Below are 21025 nucleotides of genomic sequence, written 5' to 3' on the forward strand. Positions count from 1 at the left end.
AATAGGGTTACAACGGGGTGAGGCGTCTAAAAAGGAACATCACCCTGGATCGTGGTGCGGTGCATGCGCCGACGCAGATGGCTCGGGCAGCCGGTCGCCAGATGGATCAGCGCGCGGTTGTCCCAGAACACCATGTCGTTCGGCTGCCACTGGTGGCGGTAGATGAATTCGGGCTTCGCGCTGTGGGCGTAGAGCTCGGTGAGGATCTGCCGGCTCTCGTCCTCGGGGACGTCGAGAATGTGGGTGGTGAAGTTCTCGTTGACGAACAGGCCCTTGCGCCCGGTTTCCGGGTGGGTACGCACCACCGGATGGATCACGGCCTTGACCTCGGCCAACTGCGCCTCGGTGAGTGTCGGGCGGCGGATGCCCTTGAACACTTCATCGGCATAGCGGGCGGTGTAGGAATGCGCCGCACGCTTGCCATCGATGGCCTGGCGCAGCTCGGATGGCAGTGTCTCGTAGGCCAGTTGCTGGCTGGCGAACAGCGTGTCGCCACCCTCTTCCGGCAGCTCCTGGGCGAGCAGCATGGAACCCAGGCTGGGGAATTCCTTGTAGGACAGATCCGAGTGCCAGAACTTGCCGGCATCGCCCAGACCGATCGGCTGACCGTTCTCGACGATGTTGGAAATGATGAAGACTTCCGGGTGGTTGGCCAGCAGGAACTGCTTGAGCACGTGGATCTGCAACACGCCGAAACGACGGCTGAAATCGATCTGCTGCTGAGGGGTAATGCGCTGGTCGCGGAACACCACGACGTTGTGGTCGAGGTGAGCCCGGTGAACGCGGGCGAAATCAGCGTCGTTCAACGGGCGGCTGAGGTCGAGACCGACGATCTCGGCACCGACTGCAGCGGAAAAGGGGCGTACTTCAAAATTCTGCGTTGGCTGGTGATTGGCAGAACTCAAGGACACGGCAGACATTCGCGCAACTCCACACGTAAGGGCGCCAGCAAGGCGCATCTCAGAAGCAGGTGTTCGGCACCTGTATTCAGTCGTGCGGCGCGCCGGTTAGCCAGCGGGTACGCATGGGCGAACTATATAGATATAAGAATCTCCTTTTAAATATCGTTTTAGAATTAACTTATGGCTGGATCGTCGGTACGCCAGCATGGCGCTAGACGTGACTCCAGCGCCCATGCAGCCACCTCGCAGCGGCATCGAGCAGAAAGCCCAGCACGCCGATCAACAGCACCATCGCCATCAGCTCCGAGTAGGCCAGGCGGTCGCGTGTGTCGAGGATGTAGTAACCCAGCCCGGCACTGACGCCGAGCATCTCGCAGGGCACCAGCACGATCCAGAGAATGCCGATGGCTAGGCGCACGCCGGTCAGCACGTGGCCGACGATGCCGGGCAGGATCACCCGCAGCAGGGTTTCCCGGCGCGTCGCGCTGAGGCTGCGTGCCAACTGCAGCCAGCGGCTGTCGAGCTGCTTCACGCCAGCGGCGGTATTGAGCAGGATCGGCCACACGGCGGCAAAGGCCAGCAGGAAGTAGATTGGCTGATCACCGACGCCCATCAGCATCACCGCGATGGGCATCCACGACAGTGGCGAGATCATGCGCAGGAACTGGAATGCCGGCGTGGTCGCCCATTCCAGATGACGCAGACTGCCCACCAGCAAGCCCAGTGGCACACCGATGAGCAATGCCAGGCCCAAACCGATGAAAATACGCCGGAGGCTCACCAGGACGTGCTCGGCAAGCTCCGGACGCTGCAGCAGTTCGATCAGGCTGACCAGGGTGGCCTGCGGCGTGAACAGTGCTGCCAGGCCCTCGCCACTGCTGAACAACGCCAGCGCCAGCCACCACAGACCGAACAGGCTCAGCAATCCAAGCACGCCAAGCCCCCAGGGCCCGGCGTGTGTACGTAGCAGGTTGATCAAACGGTAATCTCCTCGACCCGCTCGAAGCTGTCCGGTGCGCCGAATGCCTTGAGGCCGCCAACCGCTTCGATGGCCGTGCGTACGAAACGATCATCGACCAGATCCCGGGCGGTGGCCGCCGGGTCGAGGTTGGCGAGAAAGCCATTATTGCCCTCGATCAGGGTGCCCTTCAGGCGACGAACCAGTTCCTCGGTGTAGCTGGGGAACGGATAGGGCTGGAAGTCGATGCGCTTGTCAGCCCAGTCACCGTGCTGGATCGCGCCGCTGGCCAGGTAGGCTTCACGCTCGCTGGCCGCGGGGGCCAGGACCTGCTTGAGCACTTGCGGGGTGTGTGGCGTGTAGCGATTGCTACCGTCCTTGGACAGCAACTGCGCGGCCTCCTCGCGGTGGTCTCGGGTCCACAACTGCGCCTTGACGATGGCGTTGACGACCTTCTGCGACCACTCCGGTCGGTTGTTCAGGTCGTGTTCGTGCATGAACACCACGCAGCAGGCGTGGTTGCGCCATACGTCACCCGTGAAGCGCTGGATACGGCCAACCTTGAGGTTTTCCGCCAGGGCGTTGAACGGCTCGGCGACGATATAGCCGGCGATGCGTTTGCTGGCCAGGGCCGGCGGCATGTCCGAAGGCGCCAGCACGATCAGGTTGACCTCGTTGGCGGCGAGACTGGCGGTGGTCGCCTTGCTCACCGCCGTCAGGCCGGCATCTCGCAGCAGCTGTTGCACCACCACGTTATGGATCGAATACCAGAACGGGATGGCCACGGTCTTTCCGCCCAGTTGCTTCACATCGGTGATGTCCGGCGCCACGGTCAGGCCCGAGCCGCCGACATGGTTCCAGGCCACCACCTTGGCCGGCACCTTGCTGCCGTATCGCGCCCAGACGGTCATCGGCGACAACAGGTGAATGACATTCACCTGGCCGGAGATGAACGCCTCGATCACCTGGGCCCAACTACGCAACAGGACCGGGCGCTCGGATTTGATGCCTTCGGCCTCGAACAGGCCGTTGTTGTGCGCCACCAGCAGCGGCGTGGCGTCGGTGATCGGCAGGTAGCCGATACGCACCGGCGCGTCGGGCTCGCTGGCCGCCCGCGCCTGCAGGCTGTTGAGCAAAGGCAAGGCACCGGCTGCGGTCAGCAGTGTGGCGAGTTTGAGAATGTCACGTCGGGAATGGGTCGGATCGTCCAGGCACATGCTGTGGCTCCTGCAGGGGTGAGGGTGCGTGATCGCGGCTCGCCCGCCGTAGGGTTTTGAGGATGTCGACGCGTAGCGCGCCAAGCTCGTCGACCAGATCCGCACGGGGGTGCGGCAGGTCGATGTGCCACTCGCCCAACGTGCGCGCCGGGGTGTCGCCCAGTAGCAGAATACGTTCGGAGAGCAGCAGCGCTTCATCGATGTCATGGGTGATCAGCACGGCTGCGGTGCGCTGTTCACGGATGATCTGCAGCAACAACTGCTGCATCTGTGCCCGGGTCACTTCGTCCAGGGCACCAAAGGGTTCGTCGAGCAGCAGCACGTGCGGCTCGCGCGCCAGGCAGCGAGCCAGCGCGGTGCGCTGTGCCATACCACCGGACAGCTGCGCCGGATAGCGGCCGCGGGCCTCGCTCAGGCCCACCGCAGCGATGGCGCGCTCGATCAACGCCTCGCGCTGGGCTGGCTCACGACGCGGCTGCCGAGCGAAATCCAGGCCGAAGGCGACGTTCCTTTCCAGCGTCAGCCAAGGCAGCAGCGACGGATCCTGAAAGGCCACCGCCACCCGCGGATGCGGGCCTCGCAAGGTTTCGCCGAACAGTTCCACCCTGCCCTGGCTCGGCTGCTGCAGACCGGCCAGCACCCGCAGCAGGCTGGATTTACCTACGCCGCTGGGGCCGAGGATGCTCACCACCTCGCCAGCCTGCAGATCGAGCTGAAAACCTTCGAGCACTTGCTGCCAGCCCTTGCCCTGCGGGTAAGCGAGGCCGATGTCCCGGGCCTGCAGTACCGTGCTCACGCCGACACCTGGGCGGCTTTCTTCTGCAGCTCGGCACGCAGTTGCACCAGGCTGGGGGTGACCACCGGCACGAAGGCCGACTCCCGCCAGCGCCTGGCGAAACCATCGCCATGGGGCTGCAGATAGGCGCGCCCGCCACTGGCCTGCAGTTCCAGTTGCAGAGCGTCAGCGACGCGCTCGGCCAGGCCGATGCGCAGGGCGAACAGCGCCGATGGTTGCGCGAGGAAGGTGCCGTCATGCAAGCCTTGCTCCAGGCGCAAGCGCTCGAGACTCAGGGTGCTCGCCAGTCGTTCGTAATCGCCATGCAGGATCGAGCGCTGCGCCAGCGCCCCACGTACCTCAGCCAGTGCGCGCTCTGCCAGCCCTATCGACAGCCCGCACTGCAGGCCCAGGAAGGCCGGGCGGACCTGCGGCAGAAAGCGCCTGGCGTCGGCAGCGATCAGCCATTCGCGCTGCAGTTGCGCCTGGTGCAACTGCAGCGCCGCGGTGTTGCTGGATTGCAGGCCGAGCAGTTGCAGGTCCTCGCTGCGCCCGACACCATCCAGATCTCCCGGAAATGCCGCCACGAACGGCTGGGCATCAGGCAGATCGATCGCTGCCGCCACCACGAAGCCGCTCTTGCGCAGATTGGTGACCCAGGGCAGCCGTCCATTCAGGATCCAGCCGTCGTCGATAGGCGTGGCACTGACGCCCAGTTCCTCAATCCCCGACAGGTACTTCATGGCGTTCGACAGCCCGGTGGCGCCGGCCTGTTCGCCAGCGAGCAGCGCAGGCAGCAGGCGCTCGCGCAACGCCGGGTTGTCGCCCTGCAGCAGATATTCGATGAACGCCCGCTGCCCCCAGAACACGAAGGCGGCCGTCAACGAATGGCTGGCCACATCGGCTATCGCACGCAAGGCGTCGACCACATGGCCACCCTCGCCGCCCAGCGCTTTCGGCACGCCAAGGCGCAGCACACCGGCAGCCGCCAGTTGCGGCAGCACGGCCTCGGCATCGCACTGGCCGCCGTCCAGTGCCCCGGCCTGTTCGTCGAGCCAGCGGCTCAGGTTGGCATCCAGCATGGCGAAATCTCCTCTGCGGCTCACGCGCCGGCCTGGTCCCAGCGATAACGCTCCAGCTCCGGGTTGAGCGGGGTGTGAGCGAAGCTGTTGGCGAAGTTGCACAAGGTGGCCAGACTCACCCCGAGAATCACCTCCAGGGCCTGGCCCTCGGTGAAGCCTGCCTGGAGAAATGCCTGGTACGCCGCGTCGCTGACATTGCCGCGGGTGGCGATGACCTCGCGAGTGAACTGCGCCAGGGTTTCGTAACGGGCGTCCGGCAGCTCGCCGCGGGCACGCAATGCCTCGACGACCTCGGCAGGCAATTTGGCCTTGTTGCTGGCGACCGCCGTGTGGCCGGCCACGCAGAAGGCGCAGCCGTGGGTGGTGGCGGCGATCAGCTGGATCACTTCGCGTTCCGCCAGGCCGAGGCTGGCCTTGCCGTTCAGGCCGGAGACGGTGACGTAGGTTTCCAGCGCGGCCGGCGCATTGGCGAGCACCGCCAGCAGGTTGGGAACGAACCCGGAAGCGGCCTGGGCGTTGCGCAGAAAAGGCTGGGCCTCTACGGGAGCGGTTTCCACGGTATGCAAGGTCACGCGAGACATGGGATAACTCCTGGGTTGAGCGAATTACGATCCATTTTCTTGGTTATAAGAAAGCCCAACAATATGAGAAAGTCGCTATTACTTGCTCTTGAGTCTTTTCATTAGATGAATTCGTCCCTGCCCCCTTTTGAATGGTTATTAGAGAGCCTGGAACTGGACGCCAGCCTGTTCCATGTCGGTCGTTATTGCGGCAACTGGCAGGCCAGTACCCATGGCCTGGCCAGGGCCAGCTTTCATGTGCTGTTGCACGGTGACTGCTGGTTGCACCTGGACGATGGCGGCGAGCCCGTGGCGCTGCATGCAGGCGATGCGGTGTTTCTGCTCCATGACATTCGCTATCGCCTGTCCAATGCGGCGGCTGCCGACGCAGCACGCTGCAGCCCCAAGGTGGCGATGCAACCGCTGCAGCCCCGTGAGGGCGTCGGCCTGGTCTGCGGATTCTTCCATTTCCGCCCGGGCCTGAGCAGCCTGATCCTGCAGGCGTTGCCGGCCTTTCTGGTGCTGCGTGCCGGTGATCCGTCGCTGAGTGCGGCGCGCCGGCTGTTCGAGCTGATTCTCGACGAGTGCGCGCGCGGCGATGGCCCTTCCGATGCCTTCCTCGAACGGCTCAGCCATCTGCTGTTTCTCTACGTCCTGCGTGAACAGGGTCAGGCCGAACAACTCGGCGGCCTGCTGGGCCTGGCCCGTCAGCCCCAATTCAGCGCGCTGATCGAACAGCTCATCGCGCGCCCCGAACACAGCTGGCCCATGGAGGAAATGGCCAGCTACACCGGGCTGTCGCGCTCGGCGTTCTGCAAGCGCTTTCAGGAACTCTCGGGCACCTCGCCCGGGCAGATGCTGATCAGCCTGCGGGTTCGCCAGGCCACCCGGCTGCTCAAGCAAGGAGTCGCCGTGGCAGACGTCGCCGAAGCCGTGGGCTATCAGTCGGTAGCGGCCTTCACTCGAGCGTTCGCCAAGGTAACCGGCATATTGCCTGGGGCATTTCGCAAACAGTTCAACGGCGCTACGACACCCTGAAAACAAAAACGCCGACAGAAGCGAAGGCTCTGTCGGCGTTTGTGTCAGCGAGGGTGAGCTCGCCGCGTTTTAGAAAGCAGGGACTACAGCACCGGAGTACTTCTTCTCGATGAAGGCTTTCACGTCCGGGCTGGTCAGGGCGTCAGCCAGCTTCTTGATGGCTTCGCTGTTCTGGTTGTCTGGGCGTGCTACCAGGTAGTTCACGTACGGCGAATCCTTGTTTTCCAGCACCAGGGCATCCTTGTTCGGATTGAGCTTGGCTTCCAGCGCGTAGTTGGTGTTGATCAGCGCCAGGTCGACCTGATCCAGCACGCGCGGCAGCATGGCCGCTTCGAGCTGCTTGAACTTGAAGTTGTGCGGGTTGGTGGCCAGGTCCTTCGGCGTTGCCTGGATGTTGGCCGGGTCTTTCAGGGTCAGCAGACCTGCGTGCTGCAGCAGTTGCAGCGCACGGCCACTGTTGCTGGCCTCGTTGGGGATGGCGATGGTCGCGCCGTCCGGCAATTCCTTCAGGCTCTTGTACTTGCGCGAATAGCCGCCGAAAGGCTCGACGTGTACGCCCTTGACGATCACCAGGTGGGTACCGCGGCTTTCGTTGAAGCTGTCCAGATACGGTTTGGTCTGGAAGTAGTTGGCATCGAGTTGCTTCTGCTCGACCTGCAGGTTGGGCTGCACGTAGTCGGTGAAAACCTTGATCTGCAGATCAATGCCTTCCGCGGCCAGCTTCGGCTTGATCAGCTCGAGAATCTCGGCATGGGGAACCGGCGTTGCCGCTACGGTGAGTTTTTCAGCGGCGAATGCCTGGGTAGCCAGGACGGAGGCCAATGCAGCCAACAGAAGCGTTTTTTTCATGATTGTTCTCGGTAGTTGCCGGTGGATCGACATCGGCATGGTGGTGGTCGGCCGCACAGGGTAGGACGGCGCGCTGAAGATACGGCGCGCAGATATACGATGAAAATACTTTTAATTCATTCCTATATTTCTTTTGAGAATAAGTAGAAGCTTACGCACTTGTTGTGTTTCGGGCTGTCACTTCTAAAGTGATATTCATCCTCCTTTTCGGCAGTGAATCCCCCCATGATCAGTGAAGCTCTGAGCCGATTCGAGCGCCTCGAACTGGTACCCCATGCCACTCCGCTGCAACACCTGGTGCGCCTCTCACACCACGTTGGCCGGGACATCTACGTCAAACGCGATGACCTGACCCTGTTTGCCCTCGGCGGCAACAAGGCGCGCAAGCTGGAGTACCTCGGGGCCGATGCACTGGCGCAGCAAGCCGATACGCTGATCACCGCCGGTGCGATCCAGTCCAATCACGTGCGGCAGACTGCGGCACTGGCTGCCAAGCTGGGCCTGGCCTGCGTCGCCTTGCTGGAAAACCCCATCGATACCCAAGAGCAGAACTACCTGCATAACGGCAACCGCCTGCTGCTGGATCTGTTCGGCACGCGAGTGGAGATCGTCGACAACCTGAACGAGCCGGACGTGATGCTGGTGGCCAAGGCCGAGCGCCTGCGTGCCACCGGCAAGCACCCTTACGTGATCCCGATTGGCGGATCCAATGCGCTGGGCACATTGGGTTACGTCAAGGCTGGGCTGGAGTTCGCAGAGCAAGTCAATGCGCTGGGGCTCGATAGCGGCACGATGGTAGTGGCTTCCGGAAGCGGAGCGACTCATGCGGGCATGGCGCTGGCGTTGGCCCACTTGCTACCCGATTGGCGTGTGCTCGGCATCACCGTCTCACGGCCTGCAGACCTGCAGCGCCCGAAGGTACTGGGACTGGTGCAACGAACCGCCGAACTGCTGGGCATCAGCGTGCCGGACAATTTGTCCATCGAGCTGTGGGATGAGTATTACGGCCCCCGCTACGGCGAACCGAATACCGGTACACTCGATGCGATTCGTTTACTCGCCAGCAGCCAGGGATTGCTGCTCGACCCGGTTTACACGGGCAAGGCATTTGCGGGGCTGCTGGATGGCGTACAGAAAGGCGAATTCGCAGAAGGCAAGCCGATCGTGTTCCTGCATACCGGCGGTGCACCGGCATTGTTCGCGTATCAATCCCTGACGCCATAAAAATGGCATATGCAAATAATTTTTTATTATTTTATAGAATATATCTAGAACCATTAGAGTTGCCGCACTTCCACACACAACAAGACCCGAGGTTCAGCTATGACTTTCGCAACACTGCGTCGCCAGTTCCTTATCGGCAGTTTCGGCCTGGCCCTCTGCGCCGGCCTCGGTAGCCAGGCATACGCTGCCGACGATCTGCAGAAGATCAAGGACAGCGGCAGCATCAAGGTGGGCCTCGAAGGCACCTACCCGCCGTTCAACTTTCAGGACGAAAGCGGCAAGCTCGCCGGGTTCGAGGTGGACCTTTCCGAAGCGCTGGCCAAGGAACTGGGCGTGAAAGTCAGTTTTCAGCCGACCAAGTGGGACGGCATTCTGGCGTCTCTGGAGTCGGGTCGCATCGACATAGTGGTCAATCAGGTCACCATCTCCGACGAGCGCAAGAAAAAGTACGATTTCTCGACCCCTTACACCGTCTCGGGCATCCAGGCTCTTACCCGCAAGAGCGATGCCGCCAGCGTCAAGACTGCAGCGGACCTGGCTGGTAAAAAGGTCGGTGTTGGCCTTGGTACCAACTACGAGCAGTGGCTGAAAGAGAACGTTCCGCAGGCCGACATCCGTACTTACGATGATGATCCGACCAAGTTCCAGGACCTCAATGTCGGGCGCATCGATGTGGTTCTCGTCGACCGCCTGGCCGCATTCGAAATGGTCGCCAAGACGGGTGAGCGCATGGCCGTTGCCGGTGACGCTTTCTCCCGTCAGGAATCGGGGATCGCACTGCGCAAAGGCAATCCTGAGCTGCTGGCGGCCATCAACAAGGCCATCGAGAAGCTGCGCGGCGACGGCACCTTGAAACAACTTTCTGAAAAATGGTTCAAGGCTGACGTCACGCAATGATGCAAGACAGCCTCCAGTTGGTTCTGGATTCCTTACCTTTCCTGCTCAAGGGAGCCGTCTGGACAATCGTACTGAGCCTCGGCGGCATGTTTTTCGGCATGCTGCTGGGGTTCGGACTTGCCCTGGTCAGGCTCTACGCCATTGCGCCACTGGGTTGGTTGGCCAGGGTGTACATCTCGTTCTTCCGGGGTACGCCGCTGCTGGTGCAGTTGTTCATCATCTACTTCGGCCTGCCTGAACTGGGTGTGCAACTGGAACCGTTGACCGCCGCCCTGATCGGTTTTTCTCTGAACATGGCAGCCTACGTTGCAGAGATCATGCGTGCAGCCATTGCCTCGATCGATCGCGGCCAGTGGGAAGCGGCAGCCAGCATTGGCATGAGCAGGACCCAGACGATGATGCGTGCCATTCTGCCGCAGGCGATGCGCACCGCCCTGCCGCCGCTGGGCAATAGCTTCATCTCGCTGGTCAAGGACACCGCCTTGGCGGCGACCATCCAGGTGCCGGAGCTGTTCCGCCAGGCCCAGTTGATCACTGCCCGCACCTATGAGGTCTTCACCATGTACCTCGCGGCCACCTTGATCTACTGGATACTCTCCAGCGTACTGGCGCATCTGCAGAACCGCCTGGAAGCGCGGGTCAACCGCCACGAGGCGGAAAACTGATGGCTCTACCGGACACGAGCAGAAGCATGATCACCGTTCGCAACCTGACCAAGGCCTTCAAAGGCCAGACCGTGCTCGATGGCATCGACCTGAATATCGCGCCTGGCGAAGTGGTCGCCATCATCGGCCCCAGCGGCTCGGGCAAGACCACCCTGCTGCGCTGCCTGAACCTGCTGGAAACACCGGATGGCGGCAGCATTCGCGTCGGTGACGTCGAGATCGACGCCAGCAAGCCGATGGGCCAGCAACAGGGGCTGATCCGCAAGCTGCGTCAGCACGTGGGTTTCGTCTTCCAGAACTTCAATCTGTTCCCGCACCGCACCGCGCTGGAAAACGTCATCGAAGGCCCGGTGGTGGTCAAGAAACAACCGCGCCACGTGGCCCTGGAACGAGGCCGGCAGTTGCTGGCCAAGGTCGGCCTGGCAGGCAAGGAGGACGCCTTTCCGAAGCGCCTGTCCGGCGGCCAGCAGCAGCGTGTGGCGATTGCCCGTGCGCTGGCCATGGAACCGGACGTGATCCTGTTCGACGAACCCACCTCGGCGCTGGACCCGGAACTGGTCGGTGAAGTACTGGCGACCATCCGCGCCCTGGCCGAGGAGAATCGCACCCTGGTCATCGTCACCCACGAGATGAGCTTCGCCCGGGACGTGGCCAACCGAGCCATCTTCATCGACAAGGGCGTGATAGTCGAACAGGGTGATGCCCGCGAGCTGTTCAGCGCGCCCAAGCAGGCGCGTACCCAGCAGTTTCTCAGCAAGTTTCTCGGCGATGCCGTGAAGTGATCGAGAAGCTTCGCTCTGGATAATTACCGAGGGTAATAGGCGTCCCACAGACGGTTGCGAAACCTGTAGGTGGGATCCAGCTGGCGTTTGAGTTCGAAGTACTCCGGCGCCCGCGGATAAGCCTGGAGAAATTGCTCGCGGCTGGCGTGAATCTGATAAGGCAGGTAATGCCGCCCGCCACAGCGCAGGGCTGCGGCTATCAGGTCCTGGGTCCAGGCTGCGGCTTTCTGCCGCTCGCCGTCCGAGCTGCCCTGCCGGTAGTAGAGCACCAGAGCGAAAACCTCCTCGGGCGCCCAGCTCAGCAAGGTATCCGGGTCAGCCTTGGCATGGCGAATGGAGACGTTGATCAGCGTGGCCCGGTGCTGATGGGTCAGGCGCGCCAGCTCACCGATGAAGCGCTCAAGCTGTGCCGGCGGCACGAAATACATAACTGAAGCCCGGCCCGGATATCGGCTCCAGCTCGCTGACATCGAGGCTGGCCTCATGGTTGCGCCACTGCACCTTGGGGCTGCGAAACAGCAGAGGATCGAGCGCCGCCTCACGCAGCTTGATGCCCGAGGAGGAACCGCTGAGACGGATCCCCGCGCGCTGCATAGAGCTCCCCTGCTGCCTGGGGCTCAGCCGCTGCGCTTCGGTCAAGGCAGCCTCGGTGCGCCGGTAGGATACGGCCCGCACCGTGGAGAAGTCACTGGGATAGAGAATACCATTGTGCATCACCAGATCCGCCTGGGAGGCGACCTCGCGATAGAACCAGGGGCGATAGTCCTGCAAGGGCATGACCTGGCTTTCTCTGGCGATGCGCGTGTTCTCCACCAGGCCCAGCGTGGCCTCGACTATCACTCCGAGGCCACCGTAGCCGCCAATCGCAGCATGGAACAGCGCGGCGTTCTGACTCGGGCTGGCGTCCACCACCTGACCATCGGCGAGCGCCACGCGAATGGCACGAACCGAACCGGCGATAGGCCCCTCGCCCACGTAACGACCATGCACGTTGACCGACAGCGAGCCACCCACCGTGAAGTTGGCGTACGACTGCATGATCTGCGGCGAGAGGTCGTAAGGATCGACGTATTCGAGTATGGCGCGCCAGGTGATACCGCTTTGCACGCGAATTTCCCGGCGCTCGGCGGAGAACTCGAGTACCTGATCGAGCCCGCGCATGTCCAGTTGCAGCGCACCGTCCGAGGCCGTCTGCCCACCCATGCTGTAACGCCCCCCGCCGATACTGACCGGCCCGGCATGGCGACGCAGCGCCTCGACGACATCCTGCTCGCTGCGCGGCACGACGACCCGCTCGACGACGACCGGGTTGAGGCCGGTGACGTCATTGACCACCTCCTCAGCGCAGACGCCCATGCTCAGCACGCACAGACACAAGAGCAAACGACGCATCGACCTTCCTTGGTGAATACAGATGGGTAACAGCGTTATCGAGCAGCTCGCCGCCTCTTGAATCAGTCGCGGTCGAGCAGGTGGAATCGGGGTAGCGAGAAGTGCCAGCGGATCGCTGCCAGGCGGATCGCCAGAACCACCAGCATGGCAATACCGGTGTCCAGCCAATGCGGCGTTTCCAGCATGCGCAGCAGCACGAAGGTTACCGCACCAGCCAGGCAGGCGGTGGCGTAGATCTCCTTTTTGAAGATCAGCGGGATCTCGTTGCAAATCACGTCACGCATCACGCCGCCCGCGACACCGGTCATGACCCCCATGATCACCGCCGTACTGGACGGCATCGCGTACTGCAGGGCGACTTCGGTACCGATCACGGTGAACACAGCCAGCCCGAAGGCATCGGCGATCAGCAGGCCTTTTTCGTGAATCGGTCGGGTCAGGCGTACCCAGATCACCGTGCCCACGGCAGCCAGCGAAGCGACCAGAATGTAGGTGTCGTTGCGAATCCAGCTGACCGGATGATTGTCGAGGATCACATCGCGCAGCGTACCGCCGCCGAGTGCGGTGATGATGGCGATCACCAGCACACCGAACAGATCCATGGACTTGCGCCCCGCCATCAGCGCGCCGGTGATGGCGAATACCGCCACCCCGAACAGATCCGCAAGGTAGAACAACTGGCTCATCGACAAGTCAGTTCACCGGGGTACGCAGGGTGACGAATTCCTCGGCCGCGCTCGGGTGAACGCCAATGGTTTCGTCGAACACCTGCTTGGTCGCCCCTGCCTTGATGGCGACGGCCAGGCCCTGGACGATCTCGCCGGCATCGGGGCCGACCATGTGGCAGCCCAGCACGCGATCGGTGTCGGCATCGACCACCAGCTTCATCAGCGTGCGCTCATCGCTTTCGGTCAGGGTCAGTTTCATCGGCCGGAAGCGGCTTTCGAAGATCTTCACCTGGTGGCCGGCCTCCCGCGCCTGCTCCTCCGTCAGCCCGACCGTGCCGATGTTCGGCAGGCTGAACACCGCAGTCGGGATGTTCTGATAATCGACCTTGCGGTACTCCTCCGGCTTGAACAGACGACGCGCCACGGCCATGCCTTCGGCCAGGGCCACGGGCGTCAACTGCACGCGACCGATCACGTCACCGATGGCGAGGATCGATGGCGCCGTGGTCTGGTACTCGTCGTCGACCTTGATATAGCCCTTGTCATCCAGGCTGACGGTGGTGTTTTCCAGCCCCAGGTTCTCGAGCATCGGCCGGCGCCCGGTGGCGTAGAAGATGCAATCGGCCTGCAGGGTGCGGCCATCCTTCAGGGTGGCCTGCAGGCTGCCGTCGGCCTGCTTGTCGATCCGCGCGAGATCGGTGTTGAACTGCACATCCAGGCCGCGCTTGGCGAGTTCTTCATGCAGGTGGGTGCGCAGGGAATTGTCGAAACCACGCAGGAACAGCTCACCGCGATACAACAGCGACGTCTGCGCGCCGAGGCCATTGAAGATCGAAGCGAATTCCACGGCGATATAGCCACCGCCGACCACCACTACGCGCTTGGGCAGCTCTTCCAGGAAGAACGCCTGGTTGGAGTTGATCGCATGCTCATGCCCAGGAATATCGGGGACATGCGGCCAGCCACCGGTGGCGATGAGGATGCGCTCGGCACTGTAGGTCTTGCCGTCGACTTCGACGCTGTGTTCGTCGAGCAGCCGCGCATGGCCCTCGAGCAGGGTCACGCCGCTACCCACCAGCAGCTTGCGGTAGATGCCATTGAGGCGCTCGATTTCGCGGTTCTTGTTGGCGATCAGCGTCGGCCAACTGAACTTGGCCTCGCCGGGCGTCCAGCCAAAACCCTGCGCCTGCTCGAACTCATCGGCGAACTGCGCGCCGTACACCAGCAATTTTTTAGGCACGCAACCCACGTTGACGCAGGTACCGCCCAGATAGCGACTTTCAGCCACCGCCACACGGGCGCCGTAGCCGGCGGAGAACCGCGCCGCACGTACACCGCCGGAACCGGCACCGATTACAAAGAGATCGAAATCGTAGGTCATCACAGCCTCCTGAACAGATGCAGAGCATACCGTAAACGAAGCGCCCTGCCCGCCTGGCACATGGCGCAAACTTATCCTCGATGCGGCCGGTCTAGTCTCGATAGAACAAGGAGCTACGTATGCGCCCGATCCTCACACACCTGGCTCTGCACGTCCCCGATTTGCAGGCCTGTATCGATTTCTACGAAGGCTTCTGCGGCATGCACGTCATCCACCGCAGGCCCGGCAAGGGTTCGCAGATCGTGTGGATGGCCGAGCCAGGTCGCGAGAGCGAATTCATCTTCGTGATCATGCCCGGTGGCGAGCCGCGGCGCCTGGCGGCCAATGACTACAGCCACTTCGGCTTCGCCCTGCAAAGCCGCGAGGCAGTCGATGCCATCGCTGCCAAGGCCCAGGCGGCCGGTTGCATGGTCTGGGCGCAACGTGACGAGCCCTACCCGGTCGGCTATTACTGCGGTGTGCGGGATCCGGCAGGTCATTACATCGAGTTCAGCTACGGCCAGCCGCTGGGGCCAGGCGCCAAGCCGATCAACGAAAGCTGAACATGAAAAAACCGCCCGAAGGCGGTTTTTCTGTCAGCCAGTCCTGCCAGCGAGCGATCAGCCCCTGCCTGTCTTGTAGAGGTGCTCGTAGCAGAAGTTGGTGGCTTCGATATAGCCTTCTGCGCCACCGCAGTCGAAACGCTGGCCCTTGAATTTGTAGGCCAGTACGCAACCGTCCTGGGCCTGCTTCATCAGCGCGTCGGTGATCTGGATTTCACCACCCTTGCCCGGTTCGGTCTTCTCGATCAGTTCGAAGATGTCCGGCGTCAGGATGTAACGGCCGATGATCGCCAAGTTCGACGGCGCGTCTTCCGGCTTCGGCTTCTCGACCATGCTGTTAACACGGAAGATATCGTCGCGAATCGTCTCGCCGGCGATCACGCCGTACTTGTGGATCTCTTCCATCGGCACTTCCTGCACCGCCACGATCGAGCAGCGGAACTGGTTGTACAGCTTGACCATCTGGGTCAGCACGCTGTCGCCTTCGAGGTTCAGGCACAGGTCATCGGCCAGTACCACGGCGAACGGCTCGTCACCGATCAGCGGGCGACCGCTGAGGATGGCGTGGCCCAGGCCCTTCATTTCCACCTGGCGGGTGTAGGAGAAGGTGCAGTTGTCGATCAGGCGACGAATACCGACCAGGTACTTTTCCTTGTCGGTGTTGCGGATCTGCTCTTCCAGCTCGTAGCTGATATCGAAGTGGTCTTCCAGGGCGCGCTTGCCGCGGCCCGTCACCATGGCGATCTCGTTGAGGCCAGCCGACAGCGCTTCCTCCACACCGTACTGAATCAACGGCTTGTTCACGATCGGCAGCATTTCCTTGGGCATGGCCTTGGTTGCCGGGAGAAAACGAGTGCCGTAGCCAGCGGCGGGAAACAAGCATTTCTTGATCATGGAAGTCCCTGAATGAGAGAGGGTTATCGACGCCGAAGCAGTTTATCAGGACGCCCGCGGCTTACAACGGCAGGACGGTAATCACCTAAAACGTTTGCTCAGCCAGGCAGTCACAAACAGTGAAACCCACCGCAACGCGAGGTTCGCATGTCCATTGACAATGATTTGAAGAAAGAGGTTCTCACCCGCCTGCTGCACGCTCACCCTGCCGGCCTTGGCAAGGAGGTGCTGGATAATTTCCGCGGCGAACACGCGGTCGCCGATACGCTCAAGCACTTGCAGGACAGTGGGCTGATTCACGATGGTGCCGTCTCGGGCACTGCAGGTGAACTGTCCCTCAACTACCCCATCAAGCTCAGCTCATCAGGTGTCGAGACGGCCAAACAGCTCGACGCGTGATCCGTCGCTGGCCGATCACCACGTTCGATTGAGCTTTGCCAACAACGCCGTTTTCTCGTCCTGAGGAAACGGCGTTCTCGTCTCTGCCGCCATCCTCACCTCGACACGATCCACCCTCGCAAATGCTGTACACTCCCGCGCCGCGCTGAGCCGGGACAGGCATTGCAGAGCCCTCGCCTGCATCTGCAGCCCGCCAAGTACCGCTCTTGCCACCGCTCGCCGAAACCGGCGGGCCGATCACTCAACATTTTCCGGAACACGCCCGATGAAACACACCGCGACTTCCCTGCTGCTGGCGGGCAGCCTGCTGACTCCTGTGCAGACCATGGCAGACCTGCTGCTTTGGCAGGACAACAGCCTGACTTATCTCAACGGCACCGACTTCAAGATCGACCCGCCTCGCCAGCAGACGCTGACGTTCGAGCACGCCAGCGGCTGGAGCTTCGGTGACCTGTTCCTGTTCGTCGACGGCATCAAGTACAACACCGAGGCCACCAATGGCGCGGGCGACGGGCATACCTTCTACGGCGAGATCAGCCCGCGCCTGTCGTTCGGCAAGATCAGCGGCAGCGACCTGTCGTTCGGCCCGGTGAAGGATGTACTGCTGTCCGCCACCTACGAGTTCGGTGAAGACGACGTCGACGCCTACCTGCTAGGCCCGGCCATCGACCTGGCGATTCCCGGTTTCGACTACGTCCAGCTCAACACCTACCTGCGCCGCCCCGATGGCAAGCGCGACGGCCGTAACGTCTGGCAGATCACCCCTGTGTGGAGTTACACCGTGCCGGTCGGCAATTCCGACCTGGTGATCGACGGCTTCATCGACTGGGTGGTCGACAACGACGACAGCTACCACGCCAACCTGCACATCAACCCGCAGATCAAATACGACCTGGCCAAGGCCATGGGCTGGGGCAAGAAATTCTACGTGGGCGTCGAATACGACTACTGGAAGCACAAGTACGGCATCGACAACGACAGCCCGCTGGGCGACGAAGTGCTGGGCGGCACCAACCAGAGCGCCATCAGCCTGCTAGTCAAGGCTCACTTCTAAGGGGTTGCCGGTCTTGCCGTCGGTAAAACGGCGGCCAGGCTACGCACGCCCCATGGACGAGCCCGTGGCGTGAATGATCTGGAAGATAGGGAGGATCGCACGGAGGGATCGCAGCCTGGAGCTGCAGATGGTGCCCCGAGCCGGAATCGAACCGGCAAGACCTTGCGGTCGGCAGATTTTAAGTCTGCTGTGTTTACCAATTTCACCATCGGGGCGGCGAAATGTGCGAGGGCTGGACTATATACATCCCCAGGCGGCGCTGCAAGGTTAAACGGCGCAATAAAAAGCCCCGTAAATCAGTGATCTACGAGGCTATTCAGTCGACCGCAGGCTGACCATGCAGTTGCGCTCGAATCGATACTGGCGTGCCGCAACCCGAAGCTGCGACCCGCTGGCGGCGATTTACTTGCTGCTACGACCGACCAGCAGGCCGATCAGCAGACCGAAGCCCGAGGCCACGGCGACGGACGTCCATGGATTGCTTTCGATGCGATCCTGAGCGTTACCGATGGTTTCACGACCCAGCTCGACGGCCTCGCGGCCCTTGTCGGTGATCGAACCCTTGGCTTCATTGAGCAGCGCGATCACTTTCTCACGAGCTTCGTGTGCCTTGTCACCAGAAAAGGACTCGGCATCGCCCAGCGCTTTGCTGGCCTGGTCGAGAAGTTTCTTCAATTCCTTGGCGCTTTCCTGTTGAAACTGATCCAGGCCGCTTTCCAGCGAAGTTTTACGAGCCATTAGCGAATACTCCATAAAGTGATTGACGCTATTTTGGAGGCGCCGCCGGCCGCCAGAGTTCAGGTTTTTTGCCGATCGCCGCCTTTGCGCACTCAGGAGTCCAGCTCGATGAGCCCGGTATGGGCGACATGGTCGCCGGCCATGCCGCGCACGCGAGCACGCAGATCGAAGGGCATGTCGTGCTTGAAAGTGACGGCATGGCCGATCAACTGGCCGTCCTCGTCGACCCGCTCACGCTCCTCCACCATCCAGGTTTCCAGCTCATCCTCGGTCAGCCCCAGCTCTTGCGCCAACAGCGAATGGAAGCGCTCGAGGTCGAGGCCATCGAATTTTCCACCGTCCATATCTTCATCCTCTTCACCAGTCAGTATTGCTAACTGAGGCTGCGGGATAGGGAGGCAGTTCACTCTGTCTGACCGCGAGCGCGGATGACGGCCTCAGGCCTCCTTGCGATCGCTCCCTGAATTCAGCGTGCGCAGATCCTGACGCAGCTGCGCCACCAGCTGGGATATCTGCCGCGAGGTGGAGAGTTCGGAACGGGATATGCCAGTGACATTCAGATAAACCTGCGATGTGACCGGATCCCGGATCTGGATGGTTACCGATTCACTACCATCGATGGAGCAGTTGCAGGCCAGCGGTAGAAACGCACATTCGACAATGTGGCGCTGCTCGAGAACGGACATCATCTTGGAAACTCCTTCCTCACGTTGATGACCCCTCAAGTCTAGTTCGCGCAAATAAACTGGCATGAGGCATTTCGTCCCGCCTGTCGGCTGGCCAGCATCGCCTATCGAAATCCGTCGTTGCCACCTGATTCAACCGTTGGTAAGCGACCCTGAACCTTGCCTCTGCGACACCCCTCACTATTGCGTTACCTCCATGCGGGGGTACATCCAGATGAGGTGTCACATGCACGCGTACAACAATGTTGAAGGTACCGAACGCCTGCTCTCACTAGCCGTAGGCGTGGTGGGTGCAGTCAGTGGTATCAGGCAGGGTGGAGTCGTCGGGCTGATCAAGATCGCGGCGTCGGCGCTGATCGCCCAGCGTGGCATCACCGGGCATTGCCAGCTCAAGGACTTTCTGAGCGCCGCTGAAACGGAGGGAGCGCCCTACGAGCGACACGCCCCCGCCGCTGACCGCGATGACGTGACTATCAGCCGCCAGGCGCGAGACAGGGAGGCGCAGATGGATAACGCGCTCGAGGAAACCTTCCCGGCCAGTGACCCTATCTCGCCGTAGGGCTACCGCCTACCGGTCATGTGGCCAGTACGATGAGCATGTTGGTAGGCGTCATTCTTGGCACCAGTTGCCGAACATCAGCTGGGGTTTCGACCTTGAAGAACACCTTGTAGCCACTGCCGTCCGGATAGGGCCGGGAGTGCGTGACCCAGGTGGAGACCACACTTTCGGCCAGGCCGGTATCGGTAGCGATTTTCGGAAAGGGAATACTTCGTGCATTCATATCGAGCTCCTTCTCGTTGATTCGGATAGCGCTGCGCTACCTTGCCGGTTTTCCTTACCGGATGCCCAACCAGGTTGGCATGCAATATCACTATGCCATAATTCGAAGCGTTCGATCACCTAGCACCGGAGCGAAATAGTTGTCGCAGAACAAGAGCGCGAATGCACCCTGCTCAATCTCCCCCGCCGCCGCCGTCGCCACCACCGCCAGCATCCGCCGAAACATCGTTGTCGGTAATCATGGTGCCGCCCGAGCCGCCACTGGAGCTACTGGAATCGCGTTCGGCCTTGCGCTTCTTCGCGGCAGGCCTGAAGTAGGCATAGAGCACGCTGATGGCGAGCACGGCCAGCACCACAAGATAAATCCAGTCAATTGCGCTGAGCATCCTCACCTCCATCCATTGATGACTGACCTGATGTTACGCCATTCGCTTTTCCGGCGTGACACGGGCCACAGCAACATGAATAAACAGCCGATCGTCCAGGGATATGAACTATTGTGCTGCATGGCATCAAATAGCTATTACCACCCAACATGGAGCAGCCTACCGTGACCAAACCAGTATTCAACGCTCGCACCGCTGACAAGTTCGTGGTTCGTTTGCCGGACGGAATGCGCAAGCGCATCGAAGACCTGGCCAATGAGAATTACACCAGCATGAACACCGAGATCATCCGGGCTATCGAGGCACACCTCGAAGGCCAGGCACGCCAGTCCCTGCTGATCGACGCTCTGGAAGCGAAGCTCAAGAGCGAACTGCAAACTGCAGCCAAGCCCGGCAAGAAGGTTCAGGAGCCCAATATCGATTACCTCGACGGCCTCAAGACGGGTACTCGCTGATCCAGTCAGCCTGGCTTCCCGTCGTATAGAGACCCGGCCCCGCCCACGCGGGGCTTGAGCCGGGGCAGCGCCCGCCTCGCCTGAGCGTCAAAACCATTTCAGATATTGGCTGTGGCGAACTGCAGCCACACCGAGAACGCGCCCAGAATCCCCCAGAAGCCGCTGAACAGCCAGGGCGAGCGCAGCGAGAACAGTAGCGACTTGCGATAGCGCTCTTCACACGCCTCGGTTTCGCAAAACAACGGTGAGTCGTCATAGGCGTGCCCGAACCGCGGCTCGCTGCGCAACAGCGTGTCCTGCTTGAACTGCCAGTGCCCGATGATCGCCGCCGAGGCCCTGATGCCAGGCCATGCGCTCAGCGAACTGACGATGCCCAGCAAGGCCAGCAGAGCCGGAATGATCAAGGTGAACAGATCGCCCCAGGTCTCATTGGTATTGGCCATCGATGACGCGTAGGCAATCACCAGAAACGACTGTGCACCCAGGTAGGCGTTGGTGCGGCTCGATAGCTGGCCAGTTTCGTAATGAATTTCCCGGCGGTAGAAGTCCAGACGCTCTTTCGGCGTGCCGAACATCATGGAGTCGCTGGCGGACGTTTCCGCTTCGGGTGCATCGGGTATGGCGATCAGGGAGGACACAAGGGTTACCGCGGCAATGAATACACTCCTTGGAAAGCCGCAATGGGTAGCCGTTCACATTG

The 21025-nt window shown here is 61.6% G+C and carries 28 protein-coding genes and 1 tRNA gene; 10 read left to right on the forward strand and 19 right to left on the reverse strand.

The features are described from left to right. Positions 1 to 26: 26 nt before the first annotated feature. From ACT9T4_RS21135 to ACT9T4_RS21160, 6 genes are all read right to left on the reverse strand, one after another. Entirely contained in the window at positions 27 to 920 is an 894-nt protein-coding gene (locus tag ACT9T4_RS21135; RefSeq protein ID WP_042554620.1) for a TauD/TfdA dioxygenase family protein, read from the reverse strand. 193 nt (positions 921 to 1113) lie between these two features. Beyond that, a complete protein-coding gene (locus ACT9T4_RS21140) occupies positions 1114 to 1872 on the reverse strand; it encodes an ABC transporter permease (RefSeq protein WP_042554642.1) in 759 nt (252 codons plus the stop codon). A gap of 5 nt (positions 1873 to 1877) precedes the next feature. Further along, entirely contained in the window at positions 1878 to 3077 is a 1200-nt protein-coding gene (locus tag ACT9T4_RS21145; protein ID WP_179538117.1) for an ABC transporter substrate-binding protein, read from the reverse strand. Continuing rightward, positions 3043 to 3873: an ABC transporter ATP-binding protein gene (locus tag ACT9T4_RS21150; RefSeq protein ID WP_179538116.1), complete on the reverse strand. Its 831-nt coding sequence runs from the start codon at positions 3871 to 3873 to the stop codon at positions 3043 to 3045. Before ACT9T4_RS21150 ends, ACT9T4_RS21145 begins: the two co-directional genes overlap by 35 nt. After that, a complete protein-coding gene (locus tag ACT9T4_RS21155) occupies positions 3870 to 4934 on the reverse strand; it encodes an acyl-CoA dehydrogenase family protein (protein WP_499118794.1) in 1065 nt (354 codons plus the stop codon). Before ACT9T4_RS21155 ends, ACT9T4_RS21150 begins: the two co-directional genes overlap by 4 nt. A 20-nt stretch (positions 4935 to 4954) precedes the next feature. Further along, positions 4955 to 5515: a carboxymuconolactone decarboxylase family protein gene (locus ACT9T4_RS21160; RefSeq protein WP_042554616.1), complete on the reverse strand. Its 561-nt coding sequence runs from the start codon at positions 5513 to 5515 to the stop codon at positions 4955 to 4957. Between the two features lie 105 nt (positions 5516 to 5620). On the opposite strand from ACT9T4_RS21160, the gene ACT9T4_RS21165 reads away from it, so the two are divergent. Further along, entirely contained in the window at positions 5621 to 6532 is a 912-nt protein-coding gene (locus ACT9T4_RS21165; protein WP_499118796.1) for an AraC family transcriptional regulator, read from the forward strand. 69 nt (positions 6533 to 6601) lie between these two features. Here the strand turns inward: ACT9T4_RS21165 and ACT9T4_RS21170 are convergent, their stop codons facing one another. Beyond that, entirely contained in the window at positions 6602 to 7381 is a 780-nt protein-coding gene (locus ACT9T4_RS21170; RefSeq protein ID WP_042554614.1) for a MetQ/NlpA family ABC transporter substrate-binding protein, read from the reverse strand. A gap of 225 nt (positions 7382 to 7606) precedes the next feature. On the opposite strand from ACT9T4_RS21170, the gene ACT9T4_RS21175 reads away from it, so the two are divergent. From ACT9T4_RS21175 to tcyN, 4 genes are all read left to right on the forward strand, one after another. Continuing rightward, positions 7607 to 8605 carry a D-cysteine desulfhydrase gene (locus tag ACT9T4_RS21175; RefSeq protein ID WP_499118797.1) on the forward strand — a complete coding sequence of 333 codons (999 nt, stop codon included), beginning with the start codon at positions 7607 to 7609 and terminating at the stop codon, positions 8603 to 8605. 99 nt (positions 8606 to 8704) lie between these two features. Further along, on the forward strand, positions 8705 to 9502 hold the full coding sequence (gene tcyJ / locus ACT9T4_RS21180; RefSeq protein WP_042554612.1) for a cystine ABC transporter substrate-binding protein: 798 nt from the start codon (positions 8705 to 8707) through the stop codon (positions 9500 to 9502). Continuing rightward, positions 9499 to 10167, forward strand: a complete 669-nt coding sequence (gene tcyL, locus ACT9T4_RS21185; RefSeq protein WP_042554611.1) for a cystine ABC transporter permease — start codon at positions 9499 to 9501, stop codon at positions 10165 to 10167. Before tcyJ ends, tcyL begins: the two co-directional genes overlap by 4 nt. Before the next feature lie 26 nt (positions 10168 to 10193). Further along, complete coding sequence (gene tcyN, locus ACT9T4_RS21190; RefSeq protein ID WP_499118800.1) at positions 10194 to 10949, forward strand: L-cystine ABC transporter ATP-binding protein TcyN; 756 nt, start codon at positions 10194 to 10196, stop codon at positions 10947 to 10949. 23 nt (positions 10950 to 10972) lie between these two features. Here the strand turns inward: tcyN and ACT9T4_RS21195 are convergent, their stop codons facing one another. From ACT9T4_RS21195 to gorA, 4 genes are all read right to left on the reverse strand, one after another. Beyond that, positions 10973 to 11377, reverse strand: coding sequence for a hypothetical protein (locus tag ACT9T4_RS21195; protein ID WP_499118802.1), 405 nt, complete (start codon positions 11375 to 11377; stop codon positions 10973 to 10975). Further along, the gene (locus tag ACT9T4_RS21200) at positions 11349 to 12341 is read right to left on the reverse strand and encodes an FAD-binding oxidoreductase (protein ID WP_499118804.1); all 993 of its coding nucleotides are present in this window, start codon (positions 12339 to 12341) and stop codon (positions 11349 to 11351) included. Before ACT9T4_RS21200 ends, ACT9T4_RS21195 begins: the two co-directional genes overlap by 29 nt. Before the next feature lie 62 nt (positions 12342 to 12403). Beyond that, positions 12404 to 13027, reverse strand: coding sequence for a trimeric intracellular cation channel family protein (locus ACT9T4_RS21205; RefSeq protein WP_179538110.1), 624 nt, complete (start codon positions 13025 to 13027; stop codon positions 12404 to 12406). 7 nt (positions 13028 to 13034) lie between these two features. Beyond that, positions 13035 to 14390: a glutathione-disulfide reductase gene (gene gorA, locus ACT9T4_RS21210; protein ID WP_042554608.1), complete on the reverse strand. Its 1356-nt coding sequence runs from the start codon at positions 14388 to 14390 to the stop codon at positions 13035 to 13037. A gap of 119 nt (positions 14391 to 14509) precedes the next feature. Between gorA and ACT9T4_RS21215 the strand changes: the two genes are divergently transcribed. Further along, entirely contained in the window at positions 14510 to 14932 is a 423-nt protein-coding gene (locus ACT9T4_RS21215) for a VOC family protein (RefSeq protein WP_499118807.1), read from the forward strand. Between the two features lie 57 nt (positions 14933 to 14989). Here the strand turns inward: ACT9T4_RS21215 and galU are convergent, their stop codons facing one another. Further along, entirely contained in the window at positions 14990 to 15826 is an 837-nt protein-coding gene (gene galU, locus ACT9T4_RS21220) for a UTP--glucose-1-phosphate uridylyltransferase GalU (protein ID WP_042554595.1), read from the reverse strand. 147 nt (positions 15827 to 15973) lie between these two features. Here galU and ACT9T4_RS21225 point away from each other — a divergent pair, with 147 nt between their 5' ends. Both ACT9T4_RS21225 and ACT9T4_RS21230 read left to right on the forward strand, forming a co-directional pair. Continuing rightward, on the forward strand, positions 15974 to 16225 hold the full coding sequence (locus ACT9T4_RS21225) for a hypothetical protein (RefSeq protein ID WP_042554594.1): 252 nt from the start codon (positions 15974 to 15976) through the stop codon (positions 16223 to 16225). A 265-nt stretch (positions 16226 to 16490) separates the two neighbouring features. Then, entirely contained in the window at positions 16491 to 17279 is a 789-nt protein-coding gene (locus tag ACT9T4_RS21230; RefSeq protein WP_179538107.1) for an outer membrane protein OmpK, read from the forward strand. Positions 17280 to 17407: 128 nt separating this feature from the next. On the opposite strand, the gene ACT9T4_RS21235 is transcribed toward ACT9T4_RS21230, so the two are convergent. The 4 genes from ACT9T4_RS21235 to ACT9T4_RS21250 form a co-directional block, all read right to left on the reverse strand. Continuing rightward, positions 17408 to 17494, reverse strand: a tRNA-Leu gene (locus ACT9T4_RS21235). A gap of 187 nt (positions 17495 to 17681) precedes the next feature. Further along, entirely contained in the window at positions 17682 to 18017 is a 336-nt protein-coding gene (locus ACT9T4_RS21240) for an ElaB/YgaM/YqjD family protein (protein ID WP_042554592.1), read from the reverse strand. A gap of 92 nt (positions 18018 to 18109) precedes the next feature. After that, a complete protein-coding gene (locus ACT9T4_RS21245; RefSeq protein WP_463564809.1) occupies positions 18110 to 18361 on the reverse strand; it encodes a hypothetical protein in 252 nt (83 codons plus the stop codon). A 93-nt stretch (positions 18362 to 18454) separates the two neighbouring features. Then, entirely contained in the window at positions 18455 to 18706 is a 252-nt protein-coding gene (locus tag ACT9T4_RS21250) for a DUF1652 domain-containing protein (RefSeq protein WP_042554590.1), read from the reverse strand. A gap of 223 nt (positions 18707 to 18929) precedes the next feature. Here ACT9T4_RS21250 and ACT9T4_RS21255 point away from each other — a divergent pair, with 223 nt between their 5' ends. Further along, positions 18930 to 19262 carry a YgaP family membrane protein gene (locus ACT9T4_RS21255; protein ID WP_499118811.1) on the forward strand — a complete coding sequence of 111 codons (333 nt, stop codon included), beginning with the start codon at positions 18930 to 18932 and terminating at the stop codon, positions 19260 to 19262. Positions 19263 to 19278: 16 nt separating this feature from the next. Here ACT9T4_RS21255 and ACT9T4_RS21260 read toward each other — a convergent pair whose 3' ends face one another. Further along, on the reverse strand, positions 19279 to 19485 hold the full coding sequence (locus ACT9T4_RS21260) for a hypothetical protein (protein ID WP_042554589.1): 207 nt from the start codon (positions 19483 to 19485) through the stop codon (positions 19279 to 19281). 172 nt (positions 19486 to 19657) lie between these two features. Continuing rightward, on the reverse strand, positions 19658 to 19870 hold the full coding sequence (locus tag ACT9T4_RS21265) for a hypothetical protein (RefSeq protein WP_042554588.1): 213 nt from the start codon (positions 19868 to 19870) through the stop codon (positions 19658 to 19660). Between the two features lie 164 nt (positions 19871 to 20034). Between ACT9T4_RS21265 and ACT9T4_RS21270 the strand changes: the two genes are divergently transcribed. Beyond that, complete coding sequence (locus ACT9T4_RS21270; protein ID WP_264650082.1) at positions 20035 to 20325, forward strand: Arc family DNA-binding protein; 291 nt, start codon at positions 20035 to 20037, stop codon at positions 20323 to 20325. Between the two features lie 98 nt (positions 20326 to 20423). On the opposite strand, the gene ACT9T4_RS21275 is transcribed toward ACT9T4_RS21270, so the two are convergent. Next, positions 20424 to 20903 (reverse strand): hypothetical protein, encoded by a 480-nt coding sequence (locus tag ACT9T4_RS21275; RefSeq protein WP_042554637.1) that lies wholly within the window; start codon positions 20901 to 20903, stop codon positions 20424 to 20426. Between the last annotated feature and the right edge of the window lie 122 nt (positions 20904 to 21025).

Source organism: Pseudomonas sp. SZ40 (assembly GCF_052958135.1).